Source organism: Rhodococcus sp. APC 3903 (assembly GCF_030407755.1).
Classification (GTDB): domain Bacteria; phylum Actinomycetota; class Actinomycetes; order Mycobacteriales; family Mycobacteriaceae; genus Rhodococcus_F; species Rhodococcus_F erythropolis.
Genome location: NZ_JASDCV010000017.1, coordinates 15,547 through 29,774, shown reverse-complemented (window position 1 = coordinate 29,774; position 14,228 = coordinate 15,547). Strand labels below are relative to the sequence as shown.

The window sequence follows — 14,228 nt, the reverse complement described above, 5'->3', positions numbered from 1 at the left end:
TGACTGTGCGTTGGGTCACTGCATAGTGTTCTTGTCGAGCCTCCCCTCGGTGCGCGAGCTAACAGGGCACTCCATACAAGGAGCAATGACATGAACGACGCGAATCCTCCATCTCCCGCAACTGTCGACAGGCCTGCCCTGCGGCGTGTAGCCGGATCAGTTCTGGTCGGCACCACGATCGAGTGGTACGACTTTCAGATCTACGGCGCCTCCGCCGCTTTGGTCTTTGCGCCGCTGTTCTTTTCGGGCGCAGATCCCGCGCTGGCGACGATTCTCTCCTTCGCTACCTTTGCGGTCGGCTTTCTGGCGCGGCCACTCGGCGGTGTTGTGATGGGCCACTTCGGTGACCGCATCGGACGCAAGAAGGTCTTGGTGCTTGCACTTCTTTTGATGGGAGCTGCAACATTCCTGGTCGGCGTCCTTCCGACGTCCTCCCAGATCGGTGTGTGGGCCCCGATTCTTCTCGTTGTGTTGAGGCTGATTCAAGGATTCGGCGTCGGCGGCGAGTGGGGCGGTGCAGTTTTGACTGCTGTGGAGTACGCACCCAAGAATCGCCGCGGCTTCTACGGCAGCATGCCGCAGGTGGGTGTGCCCGCCGGCCTTCTGCTGGCGACGGCCGTCATGTTCGGCACCAAGGCGCTCACCGGAGACCAATTCCTGGTGTGGGGATGGCGAATTCCGTTCCTGCTGAGTATCGCTTTGGTTGCAGTGGGGCTGTACATTCGCACGGCGTTGGAAGAGACTCCGGCATTCGCTCGCGTGAAGCAGCAGAACACCGCGGTCAAGATCCCGATGGTCGACGCGTTCAAGAACTATCCTCGCCAGATCATTCTTGCCGCAGGTTCGATGATCAGCACCGGCGCCTACTTCTACATCCTGAACACCTACAGCCTGACGTACGCCGATCAATTCGATCTGCTGTCCGGAAACCTCATGCTCGGCGCGGTCATGGTCTCCGCCCTCGTTGCCGTCATCTTCATTCCGATCTTCGGTCAACTGTCCGAAAAATTCGGACGACGCCGGATCCTGATGGTCGGCATCACCGGCATGGGTCTGTGGGTCTTCGTTGCATTCGCCGCGATAGATACCGGCAACTTCTGGATCACCACCGGCGCATTGGCGGTCGGCGCCTTCATGCTCAGCATCTCGTACGGGCCGCAGGCGACGTTCATCGCCGAATTGTTCGACGCCCGGGTGCGCTACAGCGCGGCCTCGATCGCTTTCCAGATCGGTGTGCTCTTGGGTGGAGCAATCGCGCCGATGGTCGCGGCCATGTTGGTCCGCGCGACAGGTGGATCGTTCGCGGTGGCTGTGTATATCGCTGCCCTGTCGGTGATTTCGCTGATCAGCGTCTACTTCGTCCGTGACACCGACCTCGACGAAGGAAGCCGCGACATGTACATCGATGACAACGGGGCCTATCTACCGCCGGTCGATCAACGCTCAACGGTTGTCAACTAGTAGAGGAAACTTCAATGATCACAAAGAGTTTCGAAGAGATATCTGTCGGAGACATTGCGGTAACGGACCCGCGGGTCGTCACCGAAGACTATGTGCGAAGTTTCGCCGACCTCACCTGGGATCGCCATCCTCTTCACCTCGACCCCGACTACGCGCAGCAGACGCGCTTCGGTCGCCAGATCGCCCACGGCGCACTCATGCTGTCCACCTTGCTCGGCCTGGTGGAGTTGGATCCCCGTTACCTCCAGTGCTTCTACGGACTTGATCACGTCAGGTTCCACCGGCCGACCTACCTCGGCGACTCGGTGCATGCGGTGTCGGAAGTGCTGTCGGTGCGCCCTCGCTCGGACGGTGAGACCGCGATCGTGTCGTCGAAAGGCTCACTCGTCAACCAAGACGGAGACCTTGTTTTCTCCGGCGAATTCTCTTTCCTGGTAGGCGAGACCCATTCTCTCGACCTCGAAGTGGGTGCTCGGTGAGTTCTCGGCCGCATATGTCATGGTGGCAGGATCTCGAAGCAGAAAACTTCGAATGGACTGTGCCAGAGCAATTCAACATCGCGCACGCCTGCGTCGATGTGCAGAATCCCGATGATCTAGCCCTCGTCGTAGACACCGGTGGACACTGGAGTCGGTACACCTTCGGTGAAGTCGCCACGACAAGCCGTAAATTCGCAACCGTGCTTGCGGATCTCGGCCTTGTCTCAGGGGATCGCGTCGGTGTGATGGTCCCACAGGGGATCGAGGTTCTCGCGACACATCTGGGCGCCTTCCGATCCGGAATGGTCACCGTTCCGCTATCGGTCAAGTTCGGGTCGGATGCGGTCGTTCATCGAATGCGTGACTCGGGAGCGAAAGTGCTTGTGGTCGACAAGGACTGTTACGAACGAGTTGCCGACGGAATAGGTGAGATACCCGGCATCGAAGCCGTCATCGTTGTCGGAAATACGGATCAGCCCTCCGATTCGACCCCCGTTCGACTTCTCGATTTCCACAGCCTCGTCGACAGTGCCGCAGAAAGCGCGGAATTGGCAGCGACGGGCCCCGATTCACACGCCATCATCATCTATACCTCGGGAACGACGGGGAATCCGAAAGGCGCCCTCCACGGGCACCGAATTCTCCTGGCGCACATGCCCGGTATGCGGACGGCATTCGACAATGCGCCGCAGCGGGGAGACGTCTTCTGGACGCCGGCAGACTGGGCCTGGATCGGCGGTCTGTTCGACGTTCTGTTTCCAGCCCTTGCGTTGGGGTGCCCCGTTGTTGCGACGCCCGACAAATTCACACCGGCGCGTGCGGTCGAGATTCTGAGCCGTCACAAAGTAACGGGTGCCTTCATTCCTCCGACTGCACTCAAGCAGATGCGGAGTATCGGCATCGACGGCACCGCTGCGCGTGGTATTCGGCTGCGGGCATTGGGAACTGGTGGTGAAGCCCTCGGTGACGCATTGCAGGCGTGGGTTGCAAACACACTCGGCGTAGCTGTCAACGAGTTCTACGGGCAGACGGAAATGAATCTGACCATCGGCACTTCGCGTTCGAAGTGGACGCCCGTGAGCGGCTCGATGGGTCGCGCTTTTCCTGGCTTCGACGTCACCCTCCTCGATCCGCTCGGCGAGCCGGTAGCGGTGGGGCAGGTAGGCGAGATCTGTGTGAAGGCAGGCAACCCCGGACAGTTCCTCGGCTATTGGAACCAACCGTCGAAGACTGATGAAAAGGTCTACGACGGGTGGATTCATACCGGTGATCTGGGTCGGACCGATGAAGCGGGGAACTTCTGGTACCAGGGGCGTGCCGATGACGTCATTTCGTCCGCGGGGTACCGGATCGGCCCCGGCGAGATCGAAGAGTGCCTGCTCTCGCACGACGAGGTAGCTATGGCCGGCGTCATCGGTGTTCCGGATCCGTTGCGCGGGGAAGCCGTTCACGCTTTTGTCGTTCTGTCCGAAGGAACGAACTCTTCGGAAGAGCTTCGCCAGGAGTTGCAGACCCACGTGAAAAGCCGCCTTGCTTTCTACCAGTACCCCAGGCAGATCACCTTCATCGACAGCTTGCCGCTCACCACCACGGGCAAGATCCTACGGCGGGAACTCCGAACATTGGCCACTGGCGCGAACGGCCTTGGCTAGCAGACGCCTACATGTTGGGTAGGACCACGACGAAGAACCAACCGCTCAGGGCAAGACCGATGACGCCGGTGAAGAGGCCGACTATTGCATCCCACGGCAGCTGGCGGGCATTCGAGAGCAGATGCCCGCCAGACTTCTTCGGGTGACGTCGGAGCGCAAAGATTCCTGTTGTAATCGCGCCCACACCCAGAAGGATGCCGAAGCCGAAAGCCCAGAACAGGAGTACCGACAGCGCGCCGAGCATCTCCGACCTCTCACTCCAGCGTGCGACGCGCTGTGTTTCGGTCGGGGGAGGCCACTTGTGAGAAGGCGACAGAGCTGCACCGAAACGGCGGGTGTGATGACGAATTGACTGGTCGCTGAGAAACATTGTCCACCACGCCTGGAGTCGAGTCGATGTGCCGCCGGTATCTACTCGTCTACCCCTTCTCCGCGGATATATGCCGCTGAAGTCGGGGCTAGCTGGTTGCGTCGCGCAGCGGAATCTCGATCAGAAGCTCACTGGAACCCCTTACCTCTCGGGTCGATTGATTCTCATAGGCGTGCAACAGCTCTCGCGGTTTAGAATTGCAGGAATGTCATTCGATGTGAACAAGACCTTCCAGGGCGTCGAGGACCCGGTCCAGCCCGAATTTCCACGCTGCCTCGGGGCTGTACGGGGTGTTCTTGGCTTCGCCGGCCGCTCCTCCGACTCGCTGCGCCAGCGGGAAGTTGTCGCCGAGATAGGCAGCCAGACGCTGGTTCCAGGACGACCACACCTCGGCCATGTCGGCCGCTCGGGGGTCGGGGCGCCGTGCTTGCGCCGAGGACCGGGCGAAGTCGGCGACAAACGTCAGCGCGGAATCCCGCTCGATGTCGCTCAGCCCGGTGCCGTCGAACGCGTGTAGTTCGTGGTCGTACTTCGCGATAGTTCCCGGACCCAACGCGGAGCGCTGATCGGTGATGTCCAGGAGCCACCAGTGCTCCGAGTAGAGGGCAAGTTCCTCCTCGGCTACCCGGCGCACGCGCTTGCGCCACGTCATGTTCCCGTACGACAGGCGCGGACTGTTGCTGCGCACGGTGTCGACCATGAGCACCAGGAGATCGTCACGGGACCCGACGTGGGTGTACACCGCCATGCCCGAGATTCCGAGTTCGGCGGCCAATCGGCGCACCGTCACCGCGTCCAGCCCTTCCATGTCCGCGAGGGCGAGAGCGACGTCGACCGCCTGTGAAGTGGTGACCTTCGCGCGCGGGCCGCGGGCGCCACCCTTCGGTGCGAGGGGGTGATCGCGCCACAGTAGGTCGATCAGTTCGCGTGCCATCAGCCGTCTCCAGAAATCGGGAATACCTCAACAGTGGTATACCTTATACGGTGCATACTGTATGCACTGCACAAGGTTTATGATCATGGAGGCCACGATGAAAATCACCAGCACTGCTCTGTCCTTGAACGTTGCCGACACGGACGCGTCGGCCCGCTTCGCGAAAACCCATTTCGGCTTCACCGAGGCCATGGCCGACGACGGATTCGTTTCTCTGAATCATCCGGATGCCGGGGTCAACGTGGTCTTCCTGCGCACGGGTCTCGGTACGTTCAAGCCGGACTTCGTCGCAGGTTCGGCCGGGCAAGGCATGCTCATCGCATTCGTGGTCGATGACGTCGACGCCGAGTTCGCCCGCATCGCTGCCGAAGGTGCCTCCGTCGTCACAGAGCCGGAGACCGAACCGTGGGGCGAGCGCTACTGCCAGTTCGTCGATCCCAACGGCATCGTGTGGCAGCTCGTTCAGTGGGTGTGAAGAACCCGAGCGCTCGGCTCGTCGGCGCGCGGCACAGAACGTAACCAGAGGGCGCGTTCGACGGACTGAGCTTGGAAGCGCTGCGGTGAGATCCCGTGCGCAGTGCGAAACGCTCGGCTGAATGCGGGCAGGTGCGCGTAACCCAGGTTCCTCGACACCGTTCCGGGAGCAACCCCGAGTTGGAGTTGGGTGCGTGCCTGGGTCATCCGTGAAAGCGATCGCCATTGCGGATACGTAGTGCCGGTCTCGATACGGAACTCCCGGCGCAGCCTGGCCGCGTCGGTACCGAACTCTTGCGCCCACTCGTCCAGAGTGCGAGGGTCGGCCGGTCGGGCGGCGATTGTCGCTGCCAGTCGTGTGGCAATCGAATCGGCGGCAGACCCGTTCGAAACCGATTGTGCGAGAGGGCCGGTGGCGATGATGTCGAATGCTGCGGCGCTGTCGTGGCCACGCGGGCGCAAGGGTGTGTAGGCGGCGACGAAAGTGTGCAGCAATGCCAATTCGTCATCGGGGGAGAACTGCACGGTCTCAAGGGCGTCGGCAGATACGGTCGACCCGTTCGAGGAGCGGAAGCCGAGCGGTAGCAGCAGTGAACCCGTCGGAACCGTGACGGTATTGAGGACGCCTGCAGGCAGAATCATGGCCTCGCCGGTGCGCAGTTCCCAGCTGCGGTCCGCGACGTCCACCCGGGCTTGGCCTCGGTAAACCCACACTGCGACGTGGGCGCCGTTGACGCGCGGCCACGTCGCGTTGGCCGGTATCGGCGGCGCAGTTTCTCCGGGCTGCCTGGGCTCTGCGAGCATGCGGACCAATGCTTGATCGTTGTCGGTGTCCACGCTGCGATCGGTTGGACCGGAGAGGGCCCGTCGACGGTAGTCACTCGGGCTCTCTCCCATCTGGGCCCGGAACGCGCGGGTGAATCCGCTTCCTGTTTCGAAGCCGACTTCGTTTGCAATCCAACCGATCTCGCGGTCCTGCTTCAGATACTCCAACGAGGCGGCGATCCGAGCTCGAAGCCGCCAGCGCGTGAAGGTGAGGCCGGTTTCTTCCACGAAGTACCGCTGGAGCGTTCGAATGCTGATCCCGGCACGCTTCGCGAATTGTCCCTCGGTGTCGTCGGTGCCAGGCGTTCGCAAAAGGGCGTGCGCGATCTCGAACGCTTCCCGTGACTGCGGCAATCGCGGCAGCGAGGTGGCCCCGTCGTCAGCCCGGGCGATCATCTCGAACAAGGACGACGGGTGTGCAGCGTCGCCGCGCAGATAGCCCAGGTTGTGAACGAACTCGTGGATCAGTCTGTCTTCCCATCCGGGCGGAACGCGCAGGCGCGTCACGTTAGCCGGCCCGGCGCTGACGCCGTTCGAGGGCGGAAGCAGGATGGGAAACGCGACGGAATCCGAGTCCGTCTCCATTGCGTATCGCGCACCCGCCGGGATCCACAGCGATTCGCCAGCTGGTATCTCGTGGACCGTCGATCCGACTCGGACGCGTCCGCTGCCTGCAAGAACCCAGAACAACAGCGGCGAGCGGGCGGTGCTGGGCTCGGTGGCGCTCGCACGGACCGGCGCCAAACCGATCGCGTTCGGCTCAGATAGTGGTAACACGTTGGCGCTCCTGGACAACCCTTGCTACTTAAGTATGGCTAACTTTACCTCTGCTGTCTGCGTTCGCAGCGGCGCACTCTCGTACCTTCAGAAAGCCATACTCATGCGCAGATCACTTCGCCCGACGGCGGCAATACTCGCCGCGGTCGTCGCCCTCGCTCTTGCCGGCTGCTCCAGCTCGTCAGATAGCGATACCGGAACCGAGGACACCCAGAAAACCTCAGGTTCTGCCGAGGGATGGCCGCGCACCGTCGATCACGGCGACCGCAGTACCGAGATCACCTCGAAGCCGACCCGAATCGTGTCCACCTCGCCGTCGTTGACCGGCACGCTGCTTGCAATCGGTGCGCCGGTCGTCGCCAGCGCGGCAACAACGCCGTCGGGAATGACCGATGACCAGGGGTTCTTCTCCCAGTGGTCGGAGGTGGCAGCTGATCGTGGAGTCGAGGTTCTCTACCGAAATCTCGAGCTGAACCTCGACGCGATCGAGACGTTCGAACCCGATCTGATCATCGGGTCCGCCAACGGAGGTGACTCGACGCTCGACGCCTACGCGCAGCTGAGCGACATCGCACCCACCGTTCTTCTCGACTACGGCGCCAGCTCCTGGGAGGAACTCGCTGATCAGCTCGGGACTGTCACCGGACTCGAGAGCGAGGCAGGCAAGACCGTCGACGAGTACGACAGCTGGGTGACGACGCAGGCTGGGAAGATCAAACTTCCCGAGCAGCCGGTGACGGCGCTGGTCTACATGGGTGCCGACGGTGTCTGGACGTTCCGAGCCGACAGCCCACAGGGCAATCTGTTGACCTCGCTCGGCTTTACCTATGCCGAGCCCGCTGAGCAGTTTGTCGCTCCGGACAAGCGGGGCGCCTCCGGCGTCGCGATCGTCAGCTCCGAGAACATGTCTGCCGCCCTTGACGGCTCGCAGACGCTGTTTGCCGTCTCGATGGGACCCAAGGATGTGGAGAAGCAACTTGCCGCCGATCCGCTTCTCGCGAATCAACCTGCTGTCAAGGGTGATCGGGTCTACGCGATGGGAACGGCGGCTTTCCGCCTCGACTACTTCAGTGCCAAGCAGACAGTCGAGTCGCTGGTGTCCACGTTCGGTGGATGACGGAGTGAGCGCTTCTTCACAGTCCCGGACCGAAGCACCGCTGCGGTCCGGGACAGCCGCGCGTGCGGGGTTGTTGGTCCTGGCCTCCGTGGTCGTGATCGTGCTGGCGTCCGTTGGTGGGCTGGTACTCGGCTCTCGCAACATCCCCGTCGCCACCGTGCTCGACGCGATCTTTTCCTACGACGCCGGCAACAACGAACACCTCGTTGTGATCGGATCACGCTTGCCCCGAACAATTCTCGGGCTGGTGGTCGGGGCTGCGCTCGGACTGGCCGGCGCGCTGATGCAGTCGATCACCCGCAACCCACTGGCCGATCCGGGGCTACTGGGTGTGAACGCCGGAGCATCAGCGGCAGTCGTGATTGCGATTGCCTATCTGGGGGTGACTTCGGTCGGCGGTTATCTGTGGTTCGCGCTCGCCGGCGCGGCTGTTGCCTCGGTGGGTGTGTACATGTTGGGGTCTGCGCATCGCAGCGCCGCGACCCCAGCGCGCATGGCGCTCGCCGGTGCCGCTGTGGCAACGGCGATCACGGCGCTCACCAGTATGGTTCTCATCAGCAATGAGGCTGCCTTCAATCAGTTCCGATTCTGGGCAGTGGGTTCGTTGCAGGGGCGCGGCGGAGACGTGATCGTCACCGTCCTTCCCTTCATCGCGATCGGTATCGTGTTGTCGTTGTTGCTGATTCGACCGCTCAACGCCATTGCTCTCGGCGAGGACGTTGCCAAAGGGCTCGGCGCCCGCACTGGTCCCGCCCGGGCCGGATCCGCTGTAGCAGTCATCCTGCTCGCGGGGGCAGCCACCGCGGCGGCAGGCCCGCTCGGATTCGTGGGGCTGGCTGCGCCGCACATCGTGCGCGGCGTGGTCGGACCGGACCTGCGTCTTCTTCTGCCGTGCGTGCTCGTCGTCGCGCCGGCGTTTCTGCTCTTGGCCGACGTTCTCGGTCGCGTTGTCACCGCGCCGGGAGATCTGCAGACGGGGATCGCGGTGGCTGTGCTCGGCGGACCGTTGTTTGTCGCGCTCGTTCGTTCACGGCGGGTGGCGTCACTGTGAACATGATTGCAGCGCAGCCGGTCCCACCGCTCTTTCGCGGTTTGGTGGTTCGAATCGGGTCGTGGTCGTGGCGAATAGTCCCGCGAGTGCTGTTCGTTGCCATATCAATCAGCGCGGCATTGGCGGCGCTCTCGTTTGCCACGCTAATGTACGGAACCTTGGACCTGTCCTTGGGCGAGGTGTGGCGCGCTCTGAACGGCGAAGGCACCCCAGCGGCGGTTCGGTCCGTCCAGAATCGCCGTCTTCCACGGCTGATCACCGCGATCGGGGTGGGTGGAAGCCTCGGTGTGGCCGGCGCGGTTTTCCAGACGCTTTCGCGCAATGTTCTCGGCTCGCCGGACATCATCGGTTTCACCACCGGCGCTGCGACGGCGGCGGTGGTACAGATCGTGTTCTTCGGCGGCGGGGTACTCCAGACCGCGGGCGCTGCTGTTCTCGGCGGCATGCTGACCGCATTGCTCGTGTACGCGCTGGCACGCAAAGACGGAGTCAGCGGCGGTCTTCGACTCGTCCTGGTCGGCATCGGAGTTGGGGCGATGCTGAGCGCCGTGATGTCGTTCCTGGTGTACGCGCGGATATCGACGACGCCACCGTGGTGCAGCAGTGGACGGCCGGTTCGCTGACCGGGCGCGGTTGGCCACACGCGATCAGCGTTGCGATCGCCGTCGGTGTTCTCGTTCCTGCTCTCGTCGTGGTGTCCAGGCGCGTCACCATGATGGAAATGGGCGACGACGCAGCGTCTTCGCTCGGAATCTCCGTGGAGCGATACCGATTCGCCGGCATCCTGCTTGCGGTCGCGCTCACCGGAGCAGCAACTGCAGCTACCGGTCCCATCGCCTTTGTGGCGCTCGCAGCTCCCCAGATCGCACGACGGTTGGCTCGGCGCAGCGGTGTTCTTGTCGCGACCTCCTTCCTGCTCGGCGCGGTTCTGTTGGCGGGCGCCGACTTGATTGCCCAAGCGGTCGAGGTCGGTCTCCGAACTCCGGTCGGTCTTGTCACCAGTCTGCTCGGCGGCGCCTATCTGATCTGGCTGCTGGCCCGTCAGGCCTGAAAACCTTGCTACGAAAGAGATTCATGACTACAGCTACTCCGGTATCGCGGCTACAGGCCGAGAAGATCGAGCTCCGGTACGCCGATCGAACCATCGTGGACGAGTTGAGTCTCGAGATCCCCGACGGCGGTTTCACCGTGGTCGTCGGACCGAACGGGTGCGGCAAGTCGACGTTGTTGCGTGCGCTCGGCAGAATGCTCGCGCCGCGATCGGGTCGGGTTCTGCTCGACGGTAACGACATTCGGTCCTACCGCACCAAGGAAGTGGCTCGGCGCATCGCTCTGCTGCCGCAGTCTCCGCTCTCACCCGGAGCGATCACCGTGGCAGACCTCGTGGCTCGCGGCCGATATCCGTACCAGAGCATGCTGCGCCAATGGTCACCCGAAGACGAGCGTGTTGTCGCCGAAGCGCTTGCCGAGGTCGGAATGCGCAATGCAGCAGATCAATTGGTGGACGAACTGAGCGGTGGACAACGGCAGCGGGTATGGATCGCCATGACACTCGCGCAGCGCACCCCGGTGTTGTTGCTCGACGAACCGACCACCTTTCTCGACATTGCCCACCAGATCGAGGTTCTCGACCTCTGTTCCCAACTGCACCAGTCTGGTCGAACGTTGGTCGCGGTCCTGCACGACCTGAACCTCGCGGCTCGATATGCCACGCACGTAGTTGCCATGCGGTCCGGAAAAATCGTCATGCAGGGCAGTGCCTCGGACGTCTTCACCCCTGAGTTGCTGCGTGAAGTGTTCGACCTCGAGGCTCTGGTCCTCGAAGATCCCGAAACCGGACGGCCACTTGTTGTTCCGCGTGATCGAAGAACTGCCAGTCAGCTACCCGTCCACAACTGAACCATCGATCAGGAGATATCAATGACTACCGCATCTCGACCTGAAGAAACTGAAACCTCTGCGTCGGCAAAGGCGCCACGCGGCGAAGATCACGACCGCGGTCTCAACGACGTGGTTGCCGTCGTCGAAAGCGTCGAACGTCCGACCGAGAGCATCTTGCGCATCACCGTCCAGCTGACTTCGTCGGCGGACGACCCGAATTGGCTGCGTCCCAACGTCGCATTCCGCATCCAGCTAGGTCCGCAGTACGGCGACGTCTCTCGTGTCTACACGGTGCGCACCTTCGATGCGTCGAGCGGTTCGATGACCTTCGACGTCGTGCTGCACGGTCACACCAGCCCGATGATGCGGTGGGCCGACGACCGTCGTGTGGGTGACACGTTCTCGCTCACCGGCCCTCGCCCGCACTTCCTCGTTCCCGAGATCACTGGTCGCCGCGTCGCACTGTTTGCCGACGACACCGCGATACCTGCCCTCTATTCGATTCTGCTTCAGTGGCCCGAGGGTGTGACCGGTGTCGGTTGGGTCGCCACCGGTGACGCCGAGGCTTTCGCGGAACTGCCCGTGATCCCCGGCCTCGAATTGCATCGTGTCGAGGATCGCCTTGCCGAGTATGCCCTCGAGCTCGAGAACCCAGGAGACTATGCGGTGTGGGGTGCCGGTGAGCGAGACGAAATGCGCTCCATCCGAGCGCATTTCCGTAAGACTGTCGGCCTGGAGAAGGACGACGTGGTTGTCTTCGGGTACTGGAAGCGCGGAGTCAGCACCACCGAGATAGATCAGAACAGACTTCGGAACTACACGAGCATCCTCGAAAACGGCGGCACCCTCGCGGATATCGACGATCTCGCCATCGGGATCTGACCCGGCGGTTGGATACTTCAACTCGCCGCGTGTTCTTCCGGCGCCAGTGAATTGCCCGGTGCGATGTTCGAGCAGTTGTTCGGCGCCGGATTCCCGTTGAAACGGTCGTTGAGCCAGGTGATGGCGCCGGGGAGCCAAAGCGCGCCACCGGGAACGTGACTGATGGTGTCGTACTGGTCGTACTGGATCGACAAACCTGCGTCGCAATAACGAGTGGCGAGTGTGCGGACGTCCCCGGCAACCATGACTCCGTCGCCAGGGCCGACGCCGGGTCCACCTGGCTGGGTGCCCTCGAGGGCTCCGTTTGCGGCTTGAGCGATGAACATAGGGATGGTGGGTATCGGCGCGTTGCCCATGTTGATTTTGTTGGCGACGTCGACGTACTCGGGCACCGAGTTGGGGTTCGCATACTCTGGTTTGGCAAGGTCCTGCCAGGTCACCCCCGGGTACTGCAGGATGACGTTCCCGATCGAGGCATCCTCGATGCGAGGTAGGAGTTCGCGTCCGCGATCGCCGAGATACGGATCGAAATCTATGTCGTAGGCACGGGCAAGCCCGACGACTGCCATCCCGACAACGCCTGCCCAGCCGATGCTTCCGTTTGCGTACCGGAGGTTGTTCGCCGGGTTGACCAACAGTCCACCCTGGGCGGCGCCGATCAGGTCCTCGTTGATGTCCGGGGCGTAGTCCGGAGCGAGGATGGACGCCCAGTTGGTGGCGATTGCTCCGCCCGAGTATCCCATCAGGCCGATCTCGGCTGAGTCGGCAATACCTGTCTCGGGAGTGCTACGGGCGGCGCGAAGAGAGTCGAGAGTCATCATTCCGTATTCGGGTCCCGCCGCGAAGTCTGCGTTCGGCCCTTCGGTGTCGGGAATGACGACGGTGTAACCCAGTGCCAGTAGGGGACCGAACATGGCAGCTTCGCCGGAAGCGAGAGTCCCGCCGAAGGCGACGTTCCGTCCGCTGGCGGTCAGGCTGCCGACCGAGGTGTCCCCCGCGACAGCTCGTGACGGACCGTCTTCCGGGTTCAGCGAATCGTAGGCCGACTGGAACGAGACAACTTTGTCCGGCTGGGCATTGGGTGGTCGAAGAATCGACGTGACATTCGCAGACGGCCGGCCGAGAGCGTCGGTCGACCGGTACAACACCTGCACGGCTTGCAACGGGGTAGGAATGTTGACGACGTGATAGGGCAAGGTTCTCGTTTTGAGAACGGCCCCAGGCTGATACGACGACAGCGGTGCCGAACCGTCGTACTGATAGAAGGAATCCGCCGACGGTTGCGCGGCGACAGTAGGTGCTGTGATGCCTGTGAGTGCAATGGCTGTCAGCGCCACCACTCCCTGAAAGAGAATCCTCGATGCCACGATCGACCCTTCGGTTTCGTATGTCTCTCGGTACTTGACGGGCTGGTGTGATGACGACCACACGCTATCTTACTTTTGAGTAATAAACGAGAGGCTCGTGCTGGTTGTTTGAATCATGCGCGGACGCAATCGGATTGAGCTTGTTGTTGTGACCAGGCTGATTCGGTCCAGGGTGCCATGTGTACGATACGACTAGTAGCTATCGCGACAAGTTGCTGCCTTGGGCTGTGCCGGGTCCTCCGATGCCGGGAAATGCTCTGTGCTGCAAGGTCTTGAAGGACTAAGGAGTGGACATGGGTAAGCGCGCTCCCGATGACGGCATGTTTCGGGACTCGGGTGATGCCGAGACGGGATTGCTGACTCCTCCGAGGGGTGCACGTAGTGAGGCGGCTCACGAGAAGGCCCTCAGATCAGCAGAAGCTCTTCTGAAATCCGGTGGAATGAAGGCCGCGACCATCGATGCGATCTCCGAACAATCCGGTGTCAGCAAGGTGACTCTGTATCGGCACTGGCCGTCGCGGCAAGCTATCGCTGCTGAAGCATTTGGTGTGCTCATGGCTCGTCATCTGACATTTCCCGAGACTGATAGTGCGCAAGCCGATTTGAACGACTATCTGGGTGACATCGGAAAGTTCTACCGAGGTCCACTCGGGTCGATCTTTGCCGAACTTGTCGGCGCGTGTGCCAACGATCCGACGACGGCGGCATACTTCCGCACGTTCTTCCTCGACGAACGTCGTCGAGGTTTCGCCGCACTGATTCGGCGGTGTGTGGATTCCGGCTACTTTCGCGAAGACATCGACACCGAGGAAGCGATCGATCTGTTCTTCGGGCCGTTGATCTATCGGATGTTGGTCGGGCACGCGGGTATCGACGACAACACTGTGCGCTCGATCATCGATCACGCAGTTCGTGGACTCCGCAGTGGTGCATAGACGGGTTCTCCGTTGAGAATCCG

General features: G+C 62.2%; 15 protein-coding genes. 11 read left to right on the top strand and 4 right to left on the bottom strand.

Going from position 1 to position 14,228, the window contains the following annotated elements; genetic code table 11:
* The first annotated feature begins 90 nt into the window (after nucleotides 1-90).
* From QMA15_RS22730 to QMA15_RS22720, 3 genes are read left to right on the top strand one after another with little or no spacing between them, the layout of a single operon-like run.
* Nucleotides 91-1,461, top strand: coding sequence for an MFS transporter (locus QMA15_RS22730; protein ID WP_019745950.1), 1,371 nt, complete (start codon nucleotides 91-93; stop codon nucleotides 1,459-1,461).
* A 14-nt stretch (nucleotides 1,462-1,475) separates the two neighbouring features.
* On the top strand, nucleotides 1,476-1,940 hold the full coding sequence (locus QMA15_RS22725) for a MaoC/PaaZ C-terminal domain-containing protein (protein WP_019745949.1): 465 nt from the start codon (nucleotides 1,476-1,478) through the stop codon (nucleotides 1,938-1,940).
* Nucleotides 1,937-3,592 (top strand): AMP-binding protein, encoded by a 1,656-nt coding sequence (locus QMA15_RS22720; RefSeq protein ID WP_290286615.1) that lies wholly within the window; start codon nucleotides 1,937-1,939, stop codon nucleotides 3,590-3,592. Before QMA15_RS22725 ends, QMA15_RS22720 begins: the two co-directional genes overlap by 4 nt.
* A 7-nt stretch (nucleotides 3,593-3,599) precedes the next feature.
* On the opposite strand, the gene QMA15_RS22715 is transcribed toward QMA15_RS22720, so the two are convergent.
* Nucleotides 3,600-3,836, bottom strand: a complete 237-nt coding sequence (locus QMA15_RS22715) for a hypothetical protein (RefSeq protein ID WP_172933139.1) — start codon at nucleotides 3,834-3,836, stop codon at nucleotides 3,600-3,602.
* A 334-nt stretch (nucleotides 3,837-4,170) separates the two neighbouring features.
* A complete protein-coding gene (locus QMA15_RS22710; protein ID WP_141488161.1) occupies nucleotides 4,171-4,896 on the bottom strand; it encodes a TetR/AcrR family transcriptional regulator in 726 nt (241 codons plus the stop codon).
* Between the two features lie 97 nt (nucleotides 4,897-4,993).
* Here QMA15_RS22710 and QMA15_RS22705 point away from each other — a divergent pair, with 97 nt between their 5' ends.
* A complete protein-coding gene (locus QMA15_RS22705) occupies nucleotides 4,994-5,371 on the top strand; it encodes a VOC family protein (RefSeq protein WP_256064089.1) in 378 nt (125 codons plus the stop codon).
* On the opposite strand, the gene QMA15_RS22700 is transcribed toward QMA15_RS22705, so the two are convergent.
* Nucleotides 5,359-6,972: a helix-turn-helix domain-containing protein gene (locus QMA15_RS22700; RefSeq protein WP_279163392.1), complete on the bottom strand. Its 1,614-nt coding sequence runs from the start codon at nucleotides 6,970-6,972 to the stop codon at nucleotides 5,359-5,361. The two genes, QMA15_RS22705 and QMA15_RS22700, sit on opposite strands and share 13 nt — an antisense overlap.
* Nucleotides 6,973-7,075: 103 nt before the next feature.
* Between QMA15_RS22700 and fepB the strand changes: the two genes are divergently transcribed.
* From fepB to QMA15_RS22670, 6 genes are read left to right on the top strand one after another with little or no spacing between them, the layout of a single operon-like run.
* On the top strand, nucleotides 7,076-8,089 hold the full coding sequence (gene fepB / locus QMA15_RS22695) for a Fe2+-enterobactin ABC transporter substrate-binding protein (RefSeq protein ID WP_269576675.1): 1,014 nt from the start codon (nucleotides 7,076-7,078) through the stop codon (nucleotides 8,087-8,089).
* A gap of 4 nt (nucleotides 8,090-8,093) precedes the next feature.
* The gene (locus QMA15_RS22690; protein ID WP_279163393.1) at nucleotides 8,094-9,140 is read left to right on the top strand and encodes an iron chelate uptake ABC transporter family permease subunit; all 1,047 of its coding nucleotides are present in this window, start codon (nucleotides 8,094-8,096) and stop codon (nucleotides 9,138-9,140) included.
* 2 nt (nucleotides 9,141-9,142) lie between these two features.
* Complete coding sequence (locus QMA15_RS22685) at nucleotides 9,143-9,763, top strand: iron chelate uptake ABC transporter family permease subunit (protein ID WP_290286608.1); 621 nt, start codon at nucleotides 9,143-9,145, stop codon at nucleotides 9,761-9,763.
* Nucleotides 9,733-10,191, top strand: coding sequence for an iron chelate uptake ABC transporter family permease subunit (locus tag QMA15_RS22680; RefSeq protein WP_290286606.1), 459 nt, complete (start codon nucleotides 9,733-9,735; stop codon nucleotides 10,189-10,191). Before QMA15_RS22685 ends, QMA15_RS22680 begins: the two co-directional genes overlap by 31 nt.
* Before the next feature lie 23 nt (nucleotides 10,192-10,214).
* Nucleotides 10,215-11,039 (top strand): ABC transporter ATP-binding protein, encoded by an 825-nt coding sequence (locus QMA15_RS22675; protein WP_020909629.1) that lies wholly within the window; start codon nucleotides 10,215-10,217, stop codon nucleotides 11,037-11,039.
* A gap of 21 nt (nucleotides 11,040-11,060) precedes the next feature.
* Nucleotides 11,061-11,903, top strand: a complete 843-nt coding sequence (locus QMA15_RS22670; protein ID WP_290286604.1) for an SIP domain-containing protein — start codon at nucleotides 11,061-11,063, stop codon at nucleotides 11,901-11,903.
* Between the two features lie 17 nt (nucleotides 11,904-11,920).
* Here QMA15_RS22670 and QMA15_RS22665 read toward each other — a convergent pair whose 3' ends face one another.
* On the bottom strand, nucleotides 11,921-13,270 hold the full coding sequence (locus tag QMA15_RS22665) for a lipase family protein (RefSeq protein ID WP_290286602.1): 1,350 nt from the start codon (nucleotides 13,268-13,270) through the stop codon (nucleotides 11,921-11,923).
* A 293-nt stretch (nucleotides 13,271-13,563) separates the two neighbouring features.
* On the opposite strand from QMA15_RS22665, the gene QMA15_RS22660 reads away from it, so the two are divergent.
* Nucleotides 13,564-14,205, top strand: a complete 642-nt coding sequence (locus tag QMA15_RS22660; protein WP_021346000.1) for a TetR/AcrR family transcriptional regulator — start codon at nucleotides 13,564-13,566, stop codon at nucleotides 14,203-14,205.
* Nucleotides 14,206-14,228 lie beyond the last annotated feature (23 nt).